Below are 20,410 nucleotides of genomic sequence, written 5' to 3' on the forward strand. Positions count from 1 at the left end.
GTTACACGCTGCTGTCAACACCTCATTTCCTGCTTCGATGACTTGAAGCTGGCACCGCCGAAAACCAATCCAACTCGTTGATAATCAAGGAGTTTTCCGTTTCGACTGCGCCGGAAGTGGGGCGAATTATAGGCCGTTGGAATTCTGAGTCAAGGGCTGTTTTCATATTTTTGTCATAAACCCTTAAAAGCCTCCAAAAGCAGAGGCCAGCCTGGCGGCTGGCCTCTCTTCATCTATAGAAAGCCTGATTGGGGCTTAGAGGCTTGGGAACGCAAACTGCGACGCTTCGTGAGTCGCACGTTGCGGCCAGCGCTGGGTGATAGCTTTGCGACGCGTGTAAAAACGCACACCGTCCGGGCCATAAGCATGCAGGTCACCAAACAACGAGCGCTTCCAGCCGCCAAAGCTGTGGTAAGCCACAGGCACAGGCAGCGGAACGTTAACCCCGACCATACCCACTTCGATCTCGTCGCAGAACAGGCGCGCCGCTTCACCATCACGCGTGAAGATGCAGGTGCCATTGCCATACTCGTGATCGTTGATGAGCTTCATGGCTGCTTCCAGGCTATTCACCCGCACGATGCACAGCACCGGGCCAAAGATCTCTTCTTTATAGATGCGCATGTCTGGCGTCACACGATCGAACAGGCAACCTCCCAGGAAGAAGCCTTCTTCGTGGTCCTTAACGCTCAGCCCGCGGCCATCCACTACCAGTTCCGCACCTGCTGCCACGCCGTCTTCAACATAGCCGCTGACCTTGTCCCGCGCCTGGCCCGATACCAGCGGCCCCATGTCCAGACCACACGACGTACCTGCGCCGATTTTAAGTGCCTTGATTTGCGGAGCCAGTTTGGCCACCAATGCATCGGCCACCTGATCACCGACACACACCGCAACCGATATCGCCATGCAACGCTCACCGCACGATCCGTAGGCCGCCCCCATCAAAGCATTCACCGCGTTGTCCAGGTCCGCATCCGGCATCAGCACCGCATGGTTCTTCGCGCCGCCCAATGCTTGCACACGTTTGCCGCGCTTGGTGCCTTCGGCATAGATGTACTCAGCAATAGGCGTCGAGCCTACAAAGCTCAGCGCCTTGACTTCAGGCGCTTCGATCAGAGCATCCACAGCGCCTTTGTCACCGTGAACAACACTGATTACGCCTTTCGGCAGACCTGCTTCTTCCAGCAGCTGAGCGATCAGCAGTGTAGAGCTTGGGTCGCGCTCAGAAGGCTTGAGGATGAAACAGTTGCCGCAGACGATTGCCAGCGGGTACATCCACAGTGGAACCATCGCTGGAAAGTTGAACGGCGTAATACCGGCTACTATCCCCAGCGGCTGGAAATCTGACCATGCATCAATGTTTGGGCCTACGTTGCGGCTGTATTCGCCTTTCAGAATTTCGGGGGCAGAACAGGCGTACTCGACGTTTTCAATACCACGCTTGAGTTCACCGGACGCATCTTCCAGCGTTTTGCCATGCTCTTCGCTGATGAGTTGCGTGATACGGGCTTCGTTCTGCTCCAGCAATTGCTTGAAACGGAACATCACTTGAGCGCGTTTGGCGGCAGGCGTGTTGCGCCATGCCGGGAATGCCGCCTTGGCCGCATCGATGGCTTTTTGGATGGTCTCGCGACTGGCCAATGGCACTTGGCGAATGACTTTACCGGTGGAAGGGTTAAACACATCAGCGGTGCGACCTGAATCACTTACCAGCTCGCCATTGATCAAATGTTGAATTGTGCTCATTACGGCTCCACAAAGGTTGTCCACAGGCGCGAACGCTGCGCGCCTGTGTGAATTCAAAAAATGCCCTTCTATATAGAAGGAATCAGTCGATTTGGTTCAGTGCTTCGCCGACCGCGTCAAACAAGCGATCCAACTCTTGCGGCTTGCTGTTGAAGGTTGGGCCAAATTGCAGGGTGTCCCCGCCAAAGCGCACGTAGAAGCCAGCCTTCCACAGCTTCATGGCTGCGTCGAATGGGCGCACGATCGCATCGCCATCACGCGGCGCGATCTGGATGGCACCGGCCAGGCCATAGTTACGAATATCGATCACGTTCTTCACGCCTTTCAAACCATGCAAGGCGTTCTCAAAGTACGGTGCAATTTCAGCCACGCTCTGCACCAGGTTCTCTTTCTGCAACAGGTCCAACGCCGCAAGGCCAGCAGCGCACGCCACCGGGTGAGCCGAGTAGGTGTAACCGTGTGGGAATTCAACGGCGTACTCAGGCGTCGGCTGATTCATGAACGTGTGATAGATCTCGCTGGTCGCAATCACTGCGCCCATCGGGATTGCACCGTTGGTGACCTGTTTGGCAATACACATCAAGTCAGGCGTGACGCCAAAGCTGTCAGCGCCAAACATGGAACCTGTACGACCAAAACCGGTAATAACCTCATCGAACACCAGCAGAATGTTGTGCTGGTCGCAGATTTCGCGCAGGCGTTTCAGATAACCCTGAGGAGGAACCAGTACACCGGCTGAGCCGGCCATGGGCTCTACGAAGACGGCCGCAATATTCGACGCGTCGTGCAACTCAATCAATTTCAGCAGTTCATCGGCCAAGGCGATTCCGCCCTGCTCCGGCATCCCACGCGAGAACGCATTGCTGGCCAGCAACGTATGCGGCAAATGGTCAACATCCTGCATGGCCTGGCCAAAAAACTTACGGTTACCGTTGACTCCCCCCAGGCTGGTACCCGCGATGTTCACACCGTGGTAACCCCGTGCCCGGCCAATCATCTTGGTTTTGCTCGACTGGCCTTTTAGGCGCCAGTACGCACGCACCATTTTCACCGCCGTGTCCGCGCACTCCGAACCCGAATCGGTGAAAAACACGTGGTTGAGAGTACCCGGGGTCAGGTCGGTAATTTTCTCGGCCAACTGGAACGACAAGGGGTGCCCGTATTGGAAGGCTGGCGAATAGTCCAGCGTGCCCAGTTGTTTGGCCACCGCTTCCTGAATTTCGGTACGCGTATGCCCAGCGCCACATGTCCAAAGGCCTGACAGCGAATCGTAAATTTGGCGACCTTTATCATCCGTCAGGTAACTGCCTTTAGCCCCCACGATAAAGCGTGGATCACGGTGGAAGTTACGGTTTGCGGTGTAAGGCATCCAGTGAGCGTCCAACTTAAGCTGGCTGCTCACGTTCAATTCGGCTTTTTCAGGCATGTTCATCAGCAAAACCTCGCAAGGTGGAAAGCGACGTGGGGTCTAAAGCGTTGTTGCACCTAAATTGCCACGGCTATAAAGTCGATGAAATCCAACTCTTCTAACCTTTAGTTAGGTGATGACTAAACTATGAGTATCCGCCGCTCTGATGCACTGGCCCAGGTCAGCGACTTTGATATTCGATTACTGCGCATCTTTCGCAGCGTGGTGGAATGCGGCGGCTTTTCGGCGGCTGAAACGGTACTCGGCATTGGTCGCTCAGCCATCAGCCAGCAGATGAGCGACCTGGAGCAACGCTTGGGTTTGCGCCTGTGCCAACGTGGGAGAGCCGGGTTTTCACTGACAGAAGAAGGCCGCGAGGTTTATCAGTCATCGCTGCAATTGCTCGGGGCTTTAGAAAGCTTTCGCACCGAGGTCAATGGCCTGCATCAACACCTTCGCGGGGAGTTGACCATTGGGCTGACCGATAACCTTGTCACCCTGCCCCACATGCACATCACTCATGCACTGGCCAAGCTCAAGGAGCGCGGGCCGGATGTTCAAATCCACATTCGCATGATTGCACCCAATGAAGTCGAGCAAGGTGTACTGGATGGGCGCCTGCATGTCGGCGTCGTTCCCCAGGCCAGCGCCTTGTCGGGCCTGGAATACAAACCGCTGTACAGCGAGCGCTCGCTGCTTTACTGCGCGGTGGGCCACCCCTTGTTTTATGTCGATGACAAACAACTGGACGATCAGCGGCTCAATGCCCAAGACGCCATTGCCCCCACCTTTCGCCTGCCTGCCGAGATTCAAGCGCATTACCAGGCGCTTAACTGCACCGCTAGCGCGTCAGACCGCGAAGGCATGGCCTTTTTGATTTTGGCGGGGCGTTACATCGGCTATTTGCCCGATCACTACGCCGCTTTTTGGGTACAGCAAGGGCGCCTTCGGGCTTTGAAAGCCAAAACGCGGTTTTATGACCTGAGCCTGGCCTCCGTCACACGCAAAGGCCGACGTGCACACCTGGTGCTGGAAAGTTTCCTTGAGAGCCTGGAAGCGACACGTTAACGTAAAAAGTTGCGTGACCGCATCGAATCCCCCTACAGAGATAGACTTGGAAAACCGATGACCTTTGAAGTCCCGTCCCACGAAGGCAAACCCGCCGGCCGTATTCGTCAAAAGAACGAAGAAACCATTCTCAAGGCCGCCGAGCGTGAGTTTGCTCGCCACGGGTTCAAAGGCACCAGCATGAACACTATCGCCGTCAATGCCGGGCTGCCCAAGGCTAACCTGCATTATTACTTCACCAACAAACTGGGGCTTTATATCGCGGTGCTCAGCAATATCCTGGAGTTATGGGACAGCACCTTCAATCACCTGAAGGCCGAGGACGACCCCGCTCAGGCGCTGACGCAGTATATTCGCACCAAAATGGAATTCTCACGCCAGCACCCCCAGGCCTCACGGGTGTTTGCAATGGAAATCATCAGCGGCGGCCCGTGCCTGACCGAGTACTTTACCCAAGACTACCGCGCCTGGTTTCAAGGCCGCGCCGCCGTATTTCAGGCGTGGATCGATGCGGGCAAGATGGATGCCGTCGACCCTGTTCATCTGATTTTCCTGCTGTGGGGCAGCACCCAACACTACGCCGATTTCGCGACGCAAATCTGCCGTGTATCTGGCCGCTCCCGCCTCACCAAGGAAGACATGCAAACCGCCAGCGACAACTTGACCCGTATCATCCTCAAAGGCTGCGGCCTGACGCCCACTGCCTGAGTCAGGAATCGACATGCCTTCAACCCTTATAGACCTTTGTGAATACCGCGAAGAAATTCGCAAGAGCCGTTTTATTACGCTCGCCGCGCCCATCACCAGCGCCCAAGAGGCCCACGACTTTATCCAGCAACACAGTGATCTGGCTGCCACGCATAATTGTTGGGCCTGGAAACTGGGCGATCAGTACCGCAGCAGCGATGATGGCGAGCCCGGTGGCACGGCCGGGCGTCCGATCCTGTCAGCCATCGAAGCGCAAGACTGCGACCAGGTCGTGGTACTGGTCATCCGCTGGTACGGCGGCATTCAGTTGGGAACCGGCGGGCTTGCCCGCGCCTACGGCGGCGGGGCGAACAAGTGCCTGCAAAACGCAGAGAAACAACCGTTGATCCGCCGCGTGGCACTGCATTGCACCTGCAACTTCAGCGAACTGGTGTTAGCGAAATTAAGAGTCGCCGAATTGGGTGGCGTACTGATCTCTGAGTCATTCAACGCAAACGGTGTTGACCTACAACTGGCATTGACCGAAGACCACATTGCTACAGCACAACAACAGTTGGCTGACCTCAGCCGAGGCCGGATTATTCTTCATAGAACCACCCTCGTTTCTGACGAATAAGAAAGCCTGATCTCCAGATACAGCGCATATGCAATCACCGCGCAACACACTGTGGATAACCTGAGCATATCCCTCTGTAGCCCGTGTAGAACGGGCATTACACGGCTTTGCCGGTTTTTTTCAAGCAATCACTGTAAAAAAAATAAAACCTTATTAAATACAAACAGTTAATAAGTGTTATCGCGGTTAGAACAAAGTACCTCGGTGCTTATAGCCGCCCGTTGAAGTTGCGCACAGTTCCTGTGGAATAACCTGTGGATAACCCGTGCAAACCCTGCCCTGATTCAGCCCCAGTAACGCCCGCTTAATACTGTACGTTTTTTGACCAGACCGTACACTTGGCCCGCAACCCTACCCCCTGTAATCAACAGCCCCCTTCATCCGACGCTGGGCAGCGGGCGGCCATTGCAGTACAACCGTGCCCGGTAACTATTTTCTGTAGTGACAGGAGACGATTCATGACGGCAAAACACGCACTCATCATCGGTGCCTCACGCGGGCTGGGCCTGGGCCTGGTCGAACAGTTGCTGCGTGATGGCTGGAAGGTCACCGCAACTGTTCGCCAGCCGCTAAAGGCGCAGGCACTCGCCGCGCTGGGCCCGGTTCGCATTGAACCCCTGGACATGGATGACCATGAGGCTATCAAGGCCCTGAGCCTGAAACTGGACGGCGAAGTGTTTGACCTGGTGTTTGTAAACGCGGGCATCATCGGCCCCAAGGATCAGACCTGCGGCACTGCCAGCCTGGCCGACATAGGCCAACTGTTTTTGACCAACAGCGTGGCACCCATCAACCTGGCGAAAGCCTTTGTCAGCAAGATTCGCAAAGACACCGGCGTACTGGCCTTCATGAGCTCTGGCCTGGGCAGTGTTACCGCAGCCGATGCGCCAGAACTGGCGTTGTACAAGGCCAGCAAGGCAGCCCTCAACTCCATGACCAACACCTTCGTCAGCCAATTGGCCGGGAACAGTCCCACGGTCCTGACTCTGCACCCGGGGTGGGTCAAAACTGAAATGGGCGGCGATCACGCCGAGATTGACGTCGCCACCAGCACCCGCGGTTTGGTCGATCAAGTCAATGCGTACGCAGGAAAACCCGGGCACTTCTTTATTGATTACACGGGTAAAACCCTTCCCTGGTAACCCGGCTTCGGTCGGGTTTTACAAAACATGTCGCAACTCACCTGTAGAATGCCGGCATCTGTACCTGATTTGATGAGAAATATTGTTATGTATGACTGGTTGAACGCCCTGCCGAAAGCCGAACTGCACATGCACCTTGAAGGTTCTCTGGAGCCCGAGTTGCTGTTCGCCCTGGCTGAGCGCAACAAGATCGCTTTACCTTGGAATGACGTTGAAACCTTGCGCAAGGCCTACGCCTTCAACAACCTGCAAGAGTTCCTCGACCTGTATTACAAGGGTGCCGATGTGCTGCGCACGTCTCAGGATTTCTACGACCTGACCTGGGCCTACCTGTTGCGCTGCAAGGCGCAGAACGTGATTCACACCGAACCGTTTTTCGACCCGCAAACCCACACCGACCGTGGCGTACCGTTTGAAGTGGTACTCAACGGCATTGCCAGCGCGCTTAAGGATGGCGAACAGCAACTGGGCATCACCAGTGGCCTGATCCTGAGCTTCCTGCGCCACTTGAGCGAAGAAGAGGCTGAAAAAACCCTCAACCAGGCGTTGCCATTTCGCGATGCGTTTGTCGCCGTAGGCCTGGACAGTTCAGAAATGGGCCACCCGCCCAGCAAGTTCCAGCGCGTGTTCGATCGCGCCCGTCACGAAGGGTTCCTGACGGTTGCCCACGCTGGGGAAGAAGGCCCGCCCGAGTACATCTGGGAAGCCATCGACCTGCTGAAAATCCAGCGCATTGACCACGGTGTACGGGCCATTGAAGATGAGCGTTTGATGCAACGCATCATTGACGAGCAAATTCCGCTGACCGTCTGCCCACTGTCCAACACCAAGCTGTGTGTGTTCGACCATATGTCGCAACACAACATTCTCGACATGCTGGAGCGCGGCGTAAAAGTAACCGTCAACTCCGATGACCCGGCGTATTTCGGCGGTTATATGACCGAGAACTTCCACGCGTTGCACACCGACTTGGGCATGACCCAGGATCAGGCCACGCGCCTGGCGCAAAACGGCCTGGATGCACGGCTGGTCAAACCTTAAGGTTTACACCACGCGCCTACCGACGTTTCGGCCTGGCCGCCGTGAGCACCTTGCACCGTGCGCTCAACCGGTCGCGCAATAAGCGCACCGGTTGGCTCAATTGCGCACGGTGGCTGCACAGCATATTCAGGGGCGCGCGCTCACACTCAAGCTCAGGCAATAACACCTTGAGCCGCCCCGCCGTTACATCCTGTGCCACATCCAGCCAGGACTTGTACGCGATCCCCGCCCCAGCCACAGCCCAGCGTCGCACCACATCGGCGTCATCACTGAAACGATCGCCGCTGACCGTCAGGCCCAACTCGCGCTTGCCATCATTGAAGTGCCAATGGTCGTGTACCCGCGTGCCGAGCATGTACAACAAACAAGTGTGTTGCAGTAATTGCTCAAGCTGATGCGGTTCCCCGCGCCGCGCCAGGTAGTCGGGCGAAGCACACAGCACTCGGCGGTTATCGCCGGCGACCGGTAACGCCACCAGGCTGGAGTCTTCTGGCTCTCCGTAGCGCAGGGCGATATCCACGGGCTGGCGAAACAGGTCGGCAATACGGTCCCCCAACAGCAGGCGCACCGTGAGTTGCGGGTGTTCGCGCTGAAACTCATCCAGCCAGGGCAACAGCACATTGCGCCCGAAATCCGACGGTGCCGACAGTTGCAATACGCCGCTGACCTGGTCCTGCCCACGGGCCAACACCCGACGGCCTTCATCAAGGCTGCTTAAAGCCGTACGGGCGTAATCCAAAAAACCTTCACCCTCCGCCGTCAGGCGCAAGCTGCGGGTCGAGCGCGCCAGTAAGCGCACGCCAAGTAGCGTCTCAATGCGTTTCAAGGCCGCACTGGCCACCGCCGGCGACATGTCCATCACCCGTGCCGCCGCCGACAAACTGCCCAGGTCAGCGGCACGTACAAACACTTGCAGGTCGTCGAAGCGCAACATCGTGTATTTATCCCGCCATTATCAAAAATAAATTGAAAGAGACTGCTGTTTTAGCCGGTTTTATCATTAACGGAAATAGCGAATCATCCGGTCACTTTCGTCTACACCTTCAGGACGTTTCCCATGAAAGCGGTTGCCTATTACCACTCATTGCCCATCCAGGACCCACTCGCGCTCCAGGACATTGAGTTGCCTGAACCCGTCGCCGGCCCTCGGGACCTGCTGATCGAGGTCAAGGCGATTTCCGTTAACCCCGTCGACACCAAGGTGCGCCAGAACGTGCAACCCGATACCGGAACCGCCAAGGTGCTGGGCTGGGATGTCGCGGGAGTGGTCAAAGCCGTGGGCAGCGAGGTAAGCCTGTTCAAGGTGGGCGATCGGGTGTTCTATGCCGGGTCCATCGCCCGCACCGGGGCCAACAGTGAACGCCATGTGGTGGATGAGCGCATCGTCGGTCATATGCCCGTCAGCCTGGGGTTTGCCGAAGCGGCGGCGCTACCGCTGACGGCTATTACCGCCTGGGAACTGTTGTTTGAACGCTTGGCCGTGGCGCAAGGCAGCGTTGATGAGCAGCAGAGCCTGTTGATTGTCGGTGCGGCCGGTGGCGTGGGTTCAATGCTGACGCAACTGGCCCATCAACTCACGGCGCTCAAGGTGATTGGCAGCGCCTCACGCCCCGACACTCAGGCCTGGGTGCGTGAGCTGGGGGCTGATGTGATCGTCGACCATCGCCAGCCTTTAAATGAAGAGCTCAAGCGCCAAGGCATCTCGGCCGTCACCCACGTCGCCAGCCTGACGCAAACCGACCAGCACCTGGACCAACTGGTTGAGGCCTTGGCTCCCCAGGGCAAGCTGGCCTTGATCGACGACCCCAAGGCGCTGGACATCACCAAGCTCAAGCGCAAGAGCCTGTCGCTACACTGGGAGTTCATGTACACCCGGTCGCTGTTTGAAACACCGGACATGATCGAGCAGCATCACCTGCTGAACCGGGTCGCGGCGCTGATGGATGCCGGCACCTTGCGCACCACCGTGGGCGAACACTTCGGCACCATCAACGCAGCCAACCTGCGCCGCGCCCACGCCCTGCTGGAAAGCGGTAAGGCCAAGGGCAAGATTGTGCTGGAAGGGTTCTGAGCGCGGCCGGGAAAAGGATCGATACGGCCAATTTATGACCGTCAGTCAGAGACTTGATACACGTCATATTCAGCGACGTTTTCAGGCTTACACTGGCCTCCTTTGCGAACCGGAGGAGGCCAGAAATGAAAATCCTGATCAAGGCGTTAGCAAGATCCCATAAAGGCCAATGGCAAGTTCAACTCGACCAGCAAGCCGTCAACTTTCGCAGCGAGTCGGAGGCGCGAGCCTTTGTCAACACGCTGCAATCACGTCTGCAAGCACCCCACCACTTGCCTGAGCGCCTGGCCGGATAACTCACACCGAGCGTTCGGCGGCGATCCGTGCGGTGTACAAACGCCGGGTCGCCAGCGCAACGGCGACGGCGAGCACGCCGCACAAGGTGATCACCAGCGCCATCGGCATTGCGCTGCCATCGTGCAACACCCCCACCATTGACGCCGCCGCTGCCGCCACACTGAACTGCAAAAAGCCCAACATGGCCGATGCGCTGCCAGCTCGCGCGCCCTGCCCGCTCATCGCACAGGCCGACGCATTGGGAATAATGCAGCCCAGGCTGGCGATGCAGACAAACAACGGAACCAGCAACGGCCAGAGTTGCTCGGTGTGCAACAGGCTGATACCCAGCATGACCACCGCTGCGCCCAGGTAAACCCATACCGTTCGCGCGAGCAGAAACGCGGGCCCGCGCGAAGCCAGCAGCCGTGAGTTCAACTGAGCCACCAGAATAAAGCCGGCGGCGTTGCTGCCGAACAACCAGCCGTAATGCTCGGCCGGTACGCCGTAAAGGTTGATAAAGACGAAAGGCGAGCCCGCAATGTAGGCAAACATACCGGCCATTGCGATCCCCCCGGTCAGGGCGTGCCCCAAGAACTCGAAGTCCTTGAGCAGACGCCCGTACTGGCGCAAGGCACCGCTCAGAGGCTGGCGCGGCGCGTTGGCCGGCAGGCTTTCAGGCAAGCCCAAAGCCACCGCCAGCGCGGCCAAGGCGCTAAAGCCTGTCAGTGCCAGAAAAATGGATTGCCAACCATACAGGTTCACCATCAGGCCACCGAGCATCGGGGCCAGAATCGGCGCAAGGCCCATCACCAACATCAGTTGGGAAAAGACCTTGGCGGACCCGACGGCATCGCATTTGTCACTGACCACTGCCCTGGAGATCACCATGCCTGCACACCCGCCCAGCGCCTGCACAAAGCGCGCAGCGATCAACCCTTCCAAGGAGGGGGCAAAGGCGCAGGCCAAGGAAGCCACGGTGAAAAGCCCGACACCCACCAACAACGGTATCCGGCGACCATAACGGTCGGCAATCGGGCCATAGATCAGTTGCCCCATGGACAGGCCCAGGAAGTACACGGCCAACGTCAGCTGAATATGCTGCTCATCGGTCGCAAACGTCTGGGCCATGGCCGGAAAGCCGGGCAGATAAAAATCGATGGCCAACGGGCCAAACGCGCTGAGCGCACCCAAAATCAGGATTGTTCTTAAGTTCATTGAGTATCCAAATGTAACTGCATTGAGTGCAGCCCCGTAGTCTAGCTTCGGTTGGATCCCTTGAACATTAAGTTAGCGAGCTAGCTAATAAATCCAGCCACTACCCCGCTGTTAATGAGCGCTGCGAGCGTCATATTCGGCCGCGACGAGTGCGTCAATAAACTCTGTGGATAAGTGTGCACTCTCGACCTTGACCTTTTTGTCGGGCAGATCGACTTCTACACGGGCCTTGGGGTCGACGGCCAATATCGCCTTGGTGACGCCGCTTACGCAGCCACCACAGGTCATGTTTTTGACTTCAAATACGTGCATGGTCATTGCTCCTGGGGTTGAGATGAAGAGAGTGTTCACCTTGCCATCATGGCAAGGTCAAGCCCTTGATTGCCATCAACCACTGGCAATCCGCTGTTGGCTCGGCCAAGCTCAATACCTCTTTATTGGAAACAGGACACTTAGCCATGCGCGGGTCAGCCTTGAGCCTAGCTACCCTTTTGGGCCTTGCCAGTGTTCCGCTGTGGCTCAATGCCGCTCAGGACTACGGTGTACTGATCATTTCCCGCGAGCGCCTTGAAGTACCGACCCATTGCGAAATCGGTGTGTACCTGGATGACCAGTTGGCCGGCCGTCTGTTTCAGGAGCAAACCCTGTCGTTCAATTTACCGCCCGGTACCCTTGGTATCCGCCTGCAACTCTTGCCCGGCCAAGCCCCCGGTTGCTTGGCCGGCATGCTGGTGCCCCCGGCGCAACAGTTCACCCTTAAGGCCGGTGACATACGCAAATACCGCATTGCGCAAGGAAAAGAGGGCCTTTACCTCAAGCCTGCCTCACTGGGCTACTGAGCCCGCCTCAAGGGCCTTGACCTTCCTATGGGGTCAAGGTCGATGCTATGGACAGATAATTGTTGAGGAGGATTGCGCGTGCCCATTCCATTCGATCTGCCGATTGCCGGCATGACCTGCGCCAGCTGCGCGGGGCGTGTTGAAAAAGCCCTGGCCAACGTCCCCGGCGTCAGCTCGGTCAGCGTCAACCTGGCCACCGAGCGTGCCCGTGTCGAAGCGGCGGCCGAGAGCTTGCCGGCGCTGGTCGAGGCGGTGCAAAAGGCCGGGTACAGCGTGCCCACTCACAGCCTGGAACTGGATATTCGCGGCATGACCTGCGCTTCGTGCGCCGGGCGCGTCGAAAAAGCGCTGGCCAAGGTGCCGGGCGTCAACCGTGTCAGCGTCAACCTGGCCAGCGAGCGTGCTCATGTCGAGGTGCTGGGCCAGGCGGACCCGGCGCGGCTGATCAACGCCGTTAGCCAGGCCGGATATAGCGCCAGCCTGCCGCAAAACGAACAGGCCACGGCAGATGACCAACACACCCGCTTGCAACGCGAGCGCTGGGCGTTGGCCCTGGCAATTCTTCTGGCGCTGCCGCTGGTATTGCCCATGCTGGTCGAGCCGTTTGGTTTGCACTGGATGCTGCCGGCGTGGGCGCAATTTGCGCTCGCCACGCCGGTGCAGTTTATTCTCGGGGCGCGTTTCTATGTCGCCGCCTGGAAAGCCGTCAAGGCTGGTGCGGGCAATATGGATTTGCTCGTCGCCCTCGGCACCAGCGCAGGTTATGGGCTGAGCCTGTATGAATGGGCCATCGCCGCCCCCGGCAGCATGCCGCACCTGTACTTCGAAGCTTCGGCGGTGGTGATTGCGCTGGTGCTGCTGGGCAAGTACCTCGAAAGCCGCGCCAAACGCCAGACAGCCAGCGCCATCCGCGCCCTTGAAGCGTTGCGCCCCGAGCGCGCCTTGCGCATCCTCGACGGTCAGGAACAGGACGTTGCCATCAATGACTTGCGCCTTAACGACCTTGTGCTGGTCAAGCCTGGCGAGCGTTTCCCGGTGGACGGCGAGGTAGTCGAAGGCCAAAGCCATGCCGACGAAGCCCTGATCAGCGGCGAAAGCCTGCCCGTACCCAAACAGCCTGGCGACAGCGTGACCGGTGGAGCGATCAACGGTGAAGGCCGCCTCATTATCAAAACCCTGGCGCTGGGCACCGAAACGGTACTGGCACGCATTATTCGCCTGGTCGAAGACGCCCAAGCGGGCAAGGCACCCATCCAGAAGCTGGTGGATAAAGTCAGCCAGGTCTTTGTGCCGGTGGTGCTGCTGATCGCCCTCGCCACCTTGCTGGGCTGGTGGCTGTACGGTGCCCCCCTCGAAACAGCGCTGATCAATGCTGTGGCCGTGCTGGTGATCGCGTGCCCCTGCGCACTGGGCCTGGCCACCCCCACGGCGATCATGGCCGGTACCGGCGTGGCCGCCCGCCATGGCATTTTGATCAAAGACGCCGAGGCGCTGGAGCGCGCCCACGAAGTCAGTGCGGTGGTGTTCGACAAAACCGGCACCCTGACCTCCGGCACCCCGCAGATTGCACATTTCAGCGCACTGCACGGCGATGAGTCGGCGCTGCTGCAAGCCGCAGGTGCCCTGCAACGCGGCAGTGAGCACCCGCTGGCCAAAGCGGTGCTCGATGCCTGCGCGGCCCGCGGCCTGAATGTGCCCGCTGTCACCGATAGCCAATCGTTGACCGGGCGCGGCATTGCCGGCACGTTGCAGGGCCGCCGCCTGGCCTTGGGCAATCGCCGCCTGCTGGACGAAACCGGCCTCACCCAAGGCTCGCTGGCCGAGTCTGCCGCCGCCTGGGAAAACGAAGGGCGCACCTTGTCATGGCTGATCGAGCAAAGCCCCGCGCCGCAGGTTCTGGGCCTGTTCGCCTTTGGCGACACCCTCAAAACCGGTGCTCATGCCGCCATTCAACAACTCACGGCGCGGCATATCAGCAGCCATCTGTTGACCGGCGATAACAAGGGCAGCGCCCGCGTGGTGGCGCAAGCCTTGGGTATCCGCGATGTACACGCCGAAGTACTGCCCGCCGACAAGGCTGCAACCGTGGCCGAACTGAAAAAAACCGGCGTGGTGGCCATGGTCGGTGATGGCATCAACGACGCCCCGGCGCTGGCCGCCGCCGATATCGGCATAGCCATGGGCGGCGGCACCGATGTGGCCATGCAAGCGGCCGGTATCACCTTGATGCGCGCAGACCCGCGCCTGGTGCCCGCGGCGTTGGAGATCAGCCGCAAGACCTACGCCAAGATCCGGCAAAACCTGTTCTGGGCATTTATCTACAACGTCATCGGGATTCCGCTGGCCGCATTTGGCTTCTTGAACCCGGTGTTGGCCGGGGCCGCGATGGCCTTCTCCAGCGTCAGCGTGGTGAGCAATGCGCTGCTGCTCAAAGGCTGGAAACCCAAGGATCTTGAGTAAAGGAGGCACCGTTCATGAACATTGGTCAGGCCGCTAAACACAGCGGCTTGAGCGCCAAGATGATTCGCTATTACGAGTCCACCGGCCTGCTCAAGCCCGCGCACCGCACTGACAGTGGCTACCGCGTGTACAGCGACGACGACCTGCACACGCTGGCGTTTATCAAACGCTCGCGTGACCTGGGGTTTTCTTTGGATGAAGTCGGCAAGCTGCTGACCTTGTGGCAAGACCGCCAGCGCGCCAGCGGCGATGTCAAAGCACTCGCACGCCAGCACATTGAGGCCCTCAATCAGAAAATCCGTGAGCTGAGCAGCTTGCGCGACACACTGCAGGTACTGGTCGAAAGCTGTCAGGGCGACCACCGCCCCGACTGCCCGATTCTCAAGGACCTGGAGTCGGGGCATTGCTGCGCGAGCAGCGCTTAAAGGGTCATTGCCGCTTTGGCGAACATCAGGAGGGCGACGGCGGCACATAACGCGGCAAACCCTTGCTGCAACCACTGGGCCGACAACCTGGGCGCAATCAAGCGCCCGGCAACCATCCCGCCCAGCGTGCCCGCAATAAACATCACGCCCTCTCCCGACAGGCTCACGCCCTGACGCATCAGGTTGCCCAAGGTGCCGAGCGACACCAGCGCCACCACCATCAGTGACGTGGACACCACGGCATGGATGCGCACGTCACTGAATTTGCGAAACGCGGGCACAATCAAAAAACCGCCGCCCACGCTTAAAAGCCCGGTGAGCAACCCCGAGGTGGCCCCAATCGACACCAGCGTCAGCCCGCACCGGGCATTCCAGGTCAAACGCCCGGTCGCCGGGTTGAGCATGCAGTTTTTTTCCAGCGCCCCCACCCCCGCGCCTTCGCGGCTGTCAGCCCGTGCCTGCAAGAACATCCGCCCCGCCACAAACACCATCAGGCCGCCAAACATCAACGTCAGAGCGGTGGCGGGCAGCAACCCGGCCAGATGCAGGCCGATGGGGGACGTGAGCGAGCCAATCGTGGCCATCAGTGCCGCCGCTTTGTAACGCACCATCCCCTTGCGCAAACCATCCAGAGCTCCCACGGCAGCGGCGGTGCCCACCGCCAGCAAGGCCACCGGCGTAGCTTGCGCCAAGGTCCAGCCCAGGCCCAGAGTGAGCGCCGGAATGGCCAGGATACCGCCCCCCGCACCGGTCAGCCCCAGCACCACGCCCACCAACAGGCCAAGCGCGATCGTCAACATGCTCGCCTCACTCGCGGGGTTAACGCGTGCAGAGCCCATTGAGCGAAGTGACCCGCCACCGGGCGGGGCGGGCCAAATCGCTTGATGTTTGACGCCATTGAACACTCCACACACACCACTAATAAAGGGATCAGATCGAACCACCTGTCATTTTTTAAGCGCTTGGCCGCAATACAGACCCGACAGGGTTTGCATCACCGACACCACTTCGAAACTGGCCAGCGAGTAATAAATGAACTTGCCCATGCGCCGGGTGTTCACCAGCCCCTCGTCGCGCAATACCCCCAATTGCTGAGAGAGTGTGGGCTGACGGATGCCGGTCAGCGCCTCCAGTTCCCCCACATTGCGCTCGCCTTGGGTGAGCTGGCACAGCAGCAGTAAGCGGTCCTCGTTGGCCAGCACTTTGAGCAGCACGCAGGCCTTTGACACCGAGTGACGCAGCAGGGCGATTTCTTCGTGGGTTAATTGAGTCGACATGTAAGGCTCCGTGTCCCGAGGGTCGACAGTCTACGATTCGATAATATATCTTTCAATATATTGACTCGTATCAGGCTCAACCGAGGCCCACCATGCGCCCACAGATTCAAGGTTTCTACGACCCCGCGACGTCGACTGTCAGCTACGTGGTGTACGAAGCGCCAGGCCAAGCCTGCGCGATCATTGACCCGGTGCTCGACTATGACGCCGCCGCCGGGCGCATCAGCACCCATAACGCAGACCGCATCGAGGCGTTCGTCAACGAGCAGGCCCTTGACGTGCAATGGCTGCTCGAAACCCACGCCCACGCAGACCATCTCTCGGCCAGCGCTTACCTGAAGCACCAACTGGGTGGCCGTATTGGCATTGGCGCCGCGATCACCCAAGTGCAAGGCGTGTTCCGCAACCTCTACAACCTTGAGCCGGCGTTCAGGCAGGATGGCTCGCAGTTCGATCACCTGTTCGCCCCTGACGAGGTGTTCCAGATCGGCCAACTGAAGGTGCGCGCCTTGCACGTACCGGGGCACACCCCCGCCGACACGGCGTATCTGGTGCAAGACCACAGCCTGTTCGTGGGCGACACCCTGTTTATGCCGGATGTAGGCACCGCGCGCTGCGACTTTCCGGGGGGCGATGCCACGCAGCTGTTCCACTCAATCAAGCGCCTGCTGGCCTTTGCGCCCGACACCCGCCTGTACCTGTGCCACGACTACCCGCCTGCCGGGCGTGAAGTGGCCTGGACCACCACCGTGGCCGAACAGCGCGCCCACAATATTCACGTCAACGACAGTATCGACCTGGACGGTTTTGTGGCCATGCGCACCGCCCGCGACGCCACCCTGTCGGTGCCACAGCTATTGATCCCGGCCATCCAGATCAACATCCGCGCCGGCAACCTGCCCCCCGCCGACGAGCGCGGCGTGTGCAGCCTGAAAATTCCGTTGAATCGGTTCTAACACTTTCACCGTGGCCATAAAAAACCGGCGGCGCACAGGCGCAGCCGGTTTTGGGTGCCACAAGGGGCTCAGCGAATCACTGCATCCAGGGCGGAGGCGGCTCTTCGGTCTTGCCCGGTGGAGCATCGTCTGCTGCACGTACCGCCTGACGGCGCTCTTCGTCCAGACGCGCGGCTTCGATCTCGCGCATGATGCCGCCGACATCGGCCAACTCGTCGGTTTCGGCAAACTCGCCCGTCAGCACGCTGCCCGGGTGCAGCGAACCCGCCTCGTACAGCGCCCACATTTCCTTGGCATAGCGGGTTTTCTTCAGCTCTGGGGCAAAGCGGCCGAAGTAGGACGCCATGTTGCCCACATCCCGCTCCAGCATGCTGAATGCATGGTTGTTGCCCGCCGCATCGACGGCTTGCGGCAGGTCAATAATCACCGGCCCCGTGGGCGTCAACAGCACGTTGAACTCGGACAAGTCACCGTGCACCAGCCCCGTACACAACATCAGCACGATTTGCTGAATCAGAAACGCGTGGTACTCACGGGCTTGATCGGGCTCCAGCACCACGTCATTGAGGCGCGGTGCGGCATCGCCGTATTCATCGGCCACCAGTTCCATCAACAACACGCCTTCGAGGAAGTCGAACGGTTTAGGCACTCGCACACCGGCACCCGCCAACCGAAACAGCGCCGCCACTTCGGCGTTTTGCCAAGCGTCCTCGGTTTCTTTGCGACCGAACTTGGAGCCCTTGGCCATCGCTCGGGCCTGGCGGCTGTTGCGAACCTTGCGACCCTCCTGATATTCGGCGGCCTGGCGGAAACTTCGTTTATTAGCCTCCTTGTAAACCTTGGCGCATCGCAGCTCATTGCCGCAACGCACTACGTAGACGGCTGCTTCTTTGCCACTCATGAGTGGGCGCAGCACCTCGTCGATCAGACCATCCTCGATCAGGGGTTCTAAGCGTTTTGGAGTCTTCATCAGCTTTTATTGTGGGTCCTTTATTACCAAGCACGCGAATGTCACTCGTTATACGTCAATCCACCCACCACGGGGAGAGGGCGACCGCATCAAGAGGCACTTGTGCGCACAGTTTGTGCGGATAAATCCTGAAACACCCTGAATGATAGACGACCGCCCGTCCAGGGACATCAGCGAAGCCAGCATCGGCTAACTGCGCCGAAACAGCTCACCGGGGGTAAACCCGAACATTTTTTTAAAGGCCGCAATAAAGGCCGATGTCGAGTCGTACCCGCTGGATAGCGCCGCGCTGGTCACGCTCACGCCCTCCTCCAGCCCCCGCAACGACGACAGCAAGCGCATGCGCTGACGCCAGCGGCCAAAGCTCAAGCCCGTCTCACGGTCAAACAGGCGCATCAGGGTTTTCTCGGACATGCCCAAGCGCTCGGCCCACAGCCCCAGGCTCACGTCGGCGTCCGGTTGCTCGATCAGCTCATTGCACAGCACCAACAGGCGCGCATGACGCGGCAGCGGCAATGAAAAGCCGACCTCGCCCAGTTGCGCCAACTCATCCAGTAACACCTGCACCAGGCGCTGCTCCGGGCTCCCGCCTTCGGGGTAGTCCACTGGCAACTCACAAAAGCGCTTGATCAGCTCACGGGCCAGCGCCGTGACTTCCAGCACGCGACAGTGCCCAGGAGCCCACTGGCAGTCTTCGCGGCGCACATACAAGCTGCGCATCTCAGCACGCATGGAGGTCACGACCTCATGCTCCAGCCCGGCCGGTATCCAGATGCCCCACTGCGGCGGGGCGAAAAAGCTGCCTTCGGCGGTGTGCACGCCCAATACGCCGCTGATGGCATAAGAAAACTGCACCCAGTCATGCCGATGGCGCGGCGTCCACGACCCCGCGCCCAGGCTCTCAGCCCGGGCGTACAGTGGCCGAGGCAACGCAGCGAGTACCGGAATGGCCCGCTGGGCACCACGTTGTCCATTTGGCGGCATGGGTTGGCCTTATGTCGCAAGACGTCAAATACAGTCGACGTTAGGCTAAGTCATCAATTCTTACAATCTTCGGTGCCGTCATGCCTGTGTTCAAACATCTCAAACGCCTGTTCACGGACTGGTTTCTATGCGGCATGTTGCTGGCGACGTTTCTGGCGTATCTATTCCCGGGTTTCGGCAGCACCGGTGGGGCAATGCATGCCGAATGGGTCATCAATATTGGCGTGTTTGTGGTGTTTTTCCTGCACGGGGTCAACCTGTCCAGCGAACAGATCAAGCACGGCCTGAGAAATATTCGCCTGCACTTCATGGTTCAGGGGTTCACGTTTATCGTGTTTCCGCTGATCTGGCTGGTGGCGGATAAAACCCTGGGCGCGCACATTCCGCCGTTGTTGATGCTGGGTTTCCTCTACTTGTGCGCACTGCCCTCGACCATTTCGTCTTCGGTGGCCCTGACCGGCAGCGCGGGGGGCAACGTGCCAGCGGCCATTCTCAACGCCAGCCTGTCCAGTGTGCTGGGGATTTTCCTCACGCCGCTGCTGGTGAGCTTCGTGGTGGGCAGCGGCGCGGGCGGTATCGACCTGGGCTCAACCCTGCTGGATCTGTGCGCCATGCTGCTGTTGCCACTGGTGCTGGGCCAATTGCTGCGCCCACTGTTTGGCCGCTTTTTTGCTCGCCATAAGCGCTACACCAACATCGCCGACAAACTGGTGATTCTGTTGTTGGTGTACGCCGCATTCTGTAACTCGATGGTCTCGGGCATGTGGCAACAGCAAGGCAGTTCGGTGATTGTTACCGCGCTGGTGGGCAGTGCCCTTCTGTTGGCGATCATTCTGTGGCTGACCACCCGCAGCGCCCGTGCCCTGAAGTTCAGTACCGCCGATGAAATCGCAGCAGTGTTCTGCGCCAGCAAAAAATCCCTGGCGGCGGGCGCACCGATGGCCGCGCTGATTTTCGGGGCCAACCCGGGGCTGGGTCTGATTTTGCTGCCGATCATGATCTACCACCCGCTGCAACTGATCGTCTGCTCGGTCATGGCTGAAAACTACGCCGCGCGTCATCGAGAGGAAGCTGGCGCGAAAACAGCCGCGACCGTGCCTGCCCAATAACGCTTGGCGGCACCCACCGCCCCCCTCCTAGCGTCAAGCGTGAGGGGGGTTTCACTTGCGTCAATGTGTGTTCCGCCGCAAGCTTTGCGCCTT

General features: G+C 59.3%; 21 protein-coding genes. 12 read left to right on the top strand and 9 right to left on the bottom strand.

Features of this window, described 5'->3' with window-relative positions; all coding sequences use genetic code 11:
- Positions 1-255: 255 nt before the first annotated feature.
- Together Q1W15_RS19475 and Q1W15_RS19480 are read right to left on the bottom strand one after the other, a co-directional pair.
- Complete coding sequence (locus Q1W15_RS19475; protein ID WP_300731103.1) at positions 256-1,749, bottom strand: CoA-acylating methylmalonate-semialdehyde dehydrogenase; 1,494 nt, start codon at positions 1,747-1,749, stop codon at positions 256-258.
- A gap of 82 nt (positions 1,750-1,831) precedes the next feature.
- Positions 1,832-3,181: an aspartate aminotransferase family protein gene (locus tag Q1W15_RS19480; RefSeq protein WP_300731105.1), complete on the bottom strand. Its 1,350-nt coding sequence runs from the start codon at positions 3,179-3,181 to the stop codon at positions 1,832-1,834.
- Between the two features lie 123 nt (positions 3,182-3,304).
- Here Q1W15_RS19480 and Q1W15_RS19485 point away from each other — a divergent pair, with 123 nt between their 5' ends.
- The 5 genes from Q1W15_RS19485 (at position 3,305) to Q1W15_RS19505 (ending at position 7,732) form a co-directional block, all read left to right on the top strand.
- Complete coding sequence (locus Q1W15_RS19485; RefSeq protein WP_300731107.1) at positions 3,305-4,225, top strand: LysR family transcriptional regulator; 921 nt, start codon at positions 3,305-3,307, stop codon at positions 4,223-4,225.
- Positions 4,226-4,282: 57 nt separating this feature from the next.
- Positions 4,283-4,933 carry a TetR/AcrR family transcriptional regulator gene (locus Q1W15_RS19490; protein WP_300731109.1) on the top strand — a complete coding sequence of 217 codons (651 nt, stop codon included), beginning with the start codon at positions 4,283-4,285 and terminating at the stop codon, positions 4,931-4,933.
- Positions 4,934-4,946: 13 nt separating this feature from the next.
- Entirely contained in the window at positions 4,947-5,549 is a 603-nt protein-coding gene (locus Q1W15_RS19495) for a YigZ family protein (RefSeq protein ID WP_300731111.1), read from the top strand.
- 458 nt (positions 5,550-6,007) lie between these two features.
- Entirely contained in the window at positions 6,008-6,691 is a 684-nt protein-coding gene (locus Q1W15_RS19500) for an SDR family oxidoreductase (RefSeq protein WP_300731112.1), read from the top strand.
- An 87-nt stretch (positions 6,692-6,778) separates the two neighbouring features.
- The gene (locus tag Q1W15_RS19505) at positions 6,779-7,732 is read left to right on the top strand and encodes an adenosine deaminase (protein WP_300731113.1); all 954 of its coding nucleotides are present in this window, start codon (positions 6,779-6,781) and stop codon (positions 7,730-7,732) included.
- A 16-nt stretch (positions 7,733-7,748) separates the two neighbouring features.
- On the opposite strand, the gene Q1W15_RS19510 is transcribed toward Q1W15_RS19505, so the two are convergent.
- Positions 7,749-8,666 carry a LysR family transcriptional regulator gene (locus Q1W15_RS19510; RefSeq protein ID WP_300731114.1) on the bottom strand — a complete coding sequence of 306 codons (918 nt, stop codon included), beginning with the start codon at positions 8,664-8,666 and terminating at the stop codon, positions 7,749-7,751.
- A 123-nt stretch (positions 8,667-8,789) separates the two neighbouring features.
- On the opposite strand from Q1W15_RS19510, the gene Q1W15_RS19515 reads away from it, so the two are divergent.
- Positions 8,790-9,803 carry a zinc-binding alcohol dehydrogenase family protein gene (locus tag Q1W15_RS19515; protein WP_300731115.1) on the top strand — a complete coding sequence of 338 codons (1,014 nt, stop codon included), beginning with the start codon at positions 8,790-8,792 and terminating at the stop codon, positions 9,801-9,803.
- Between the two features lie 125 nt (positions 9,804-9,928).
- A complete protein-coding gene (locus tag Q1W15_RS19520) occupies positions 9,929-10,099 on the top strand; it encodes a hypothetical protein (protein WP_300731116.1) in 171 nt (56 codons plus the stop codon).
- 1 nt (position 10,100) lies between these two features.
- Here Q1W15_RS19520 and Q1W15_RS19525 read toward each other — a convergent pair whose 3' ends face one another.
- Both Q1W15_RS19525 and Q1W15_RS19530 read right to left on the bottom strand, forming a co-directional pair.
- On the bottom strand, positions 10,101-11,297 hold the full coding sequence (locus tag Q1W15_RS19525; protein ID WP_300731117.1) for a multidrug effflux MFS transporter: 1,197 nt from the start codon (positions 11,295-11,297) through the stop codon (positions 10,101-10,103).
- A 111-nt stretch (positions 11,298-11,408) separates the two neighbouring features.
- The gene (locus Q1W15_RS19530) at positions 11,409-11,609 is read right to left on the bottom strand and encodes a heavy-metal-associated domain-containing protein (protein WP_300731118.1); all 201 of its coding nucleotides are present in this window, start codon (positions 11,607-11,609) and stop codon (positions 11,409-11,411) included.
- Positions 11,610-11,755: 146 nt separating this feature from the next.
- Here Q1W15_RS19530 and Q1W15_RS19535 point away from each other — a divergent pair, with 146 nt between their 5' ends.
- From Q1W15_RS19535 to cueR, 3 genes are all read left to right on the top strand, one after another.
- Positions 11,756-12,136, top strand: coding sequence for a hypothetical protein (locus tag Q1W15_RS19535; protein WP_300731120.1), 381 nt, complete (start codon positions 11,756-11,758; stop codon positions 12,134-12,136).
- Between the two features lie 72 nt (positions 12,137-12,208).
- Positions 12,209-14,596: a heavy metal translocating P-type ATPase gene (locus Q1W15_RS19540; protein ID WP_300731121.1), complete on the top strand. Its 2,388-nt coding sequence runs from the start codon at positions 12,209-12,211 to the stop codon at positions 14,594-14,596.
- 14 nt (positions 14,597-14,610) lie between these two features.
- Positions 14,611-15,021: a Cu(I)-responsive transcriptional regulator gene (gene cueR / locus Q1W15_RS19545; protein ID WP_300731122.1), complete on the top strand. Its 411-nt coding sequence runs from the start codon at positions 14,611-14,613 to the stop codon at positions 15,019-15,021.
- Here the strand turns inward: cueR and Q1W15_RS19550 are convergent.
- Together Q1W15_RS19550 and Q1W15_RS19555 are read right to left on the bottom strand one after the other, a co-directional pair.
- On the bottom strand, positions 15,018-15,821 hold the full coding sequence (locus tag Q1W15_RS19550) for a sulfite exporter TauE/SafE family protein (protein ID WP_300731123.1): 804 nt from the start codon (positions 15,819-15,821) through the stop codon (positions 15,018-15,020). The two genes, cueR and Q1W15_RS19550, sit on opposite strands and share 4 nt — an antisense overlap.
- Positions 15,822-15,968: 147 nt before the next feature.
- Positions 15,969-16,298 carry a helix-turn-helix transcriptional regulator gene (locus Q1W15_RS19555; RefSeq protein ID WP_300731125.1) on the bottom strand — a complete coding sequence of 110 codons (330 nt, stop codon included), beginning with the start codon at positions 16,296-16,298 and terminating at the stop codon, positions 15,969-15,971.
- A 92-nt stretch (positions 16,299-16,390) separates the two neighbouring features.
- Between Q1W15_RS19555 and Q1W15_RS19560 the strand changes: the two genes are divergently transcribed.
- Entirely contained in the window at positions 16,391-17,254 is an 864-nt protein-coding gene (locus Q1W15_RS19560) for an MBL fold metallo-hydrolase (protein WP_300731127.1), read from the top strand.
- A 76-nt stretch (positions 17,255-17,330) separates the two neighbouring features.
- Here Q1W15_RS19560 and Q1W15_RS19565 read toward each other — a convergent pair whose 3' ends face one another.
- Both Q1W15_RS19565 and Q1W15_RS19570 read right to left on the bottom strand, forming a co-directional pair.
- The gene (locus Q1W15_RS19565; protein ID WP_300731128.1) at positions 17,331-18,224 is read right to left on the bottom strand and encodes a PA4780 family RIO1-like protein kinase; all 894 of its coding nucleotides are present in this window, start codon (positions 18,222-18,224) and stop codon (positions 17,331-17,333) included.
- A gap of 189 nt (positions 18,225-18,413) precedes the next feature.
- Positions 18,414-19,208 (bottom strand): helix-turn-helix domain-containing protein, encoded by a 795-nt coding sequence (locus tag Q1W15_RS19570; RefSeq protein ID WP_300731129.1) that lies wholly within the window; start codon positions 19,206-19,208, stop codon positions 18,414-18,416.
- A gap of 80 nt (positions 19,209-19,288) precedes the next feature.
- On the opposite strand from Q1W15_RS19570, the gene Q1W15_RS19575 reads away from it, so the two are divergent.
- Positions 19,289-20,317 carry a bile acid:sodium symporter family protein gene (locus tag Q1W15_RS19575; RefSeq protein WP_300731130.1) on the top strand — a complete coding sequence of 343 codons (1,029 nt, stop codon included), beginning with the start codon at positions 19,289-19,291 and terminating at the stop codon, positions 20,315-20,317.
- Positions 20,318-20,410: the final 93 nt, after the last annotated feature.

It is taken from the genome of Pseudomonas sp. (genome assembly GCF_030150285.1).
In the GTDB taxonomy this organism is placed as follows: domain Bacteria; phylum Pseudomonadota; class Gammaproteobacteria; order Pseudomonadales; family Pseudomonadaceae; genus Aquipseudomonas.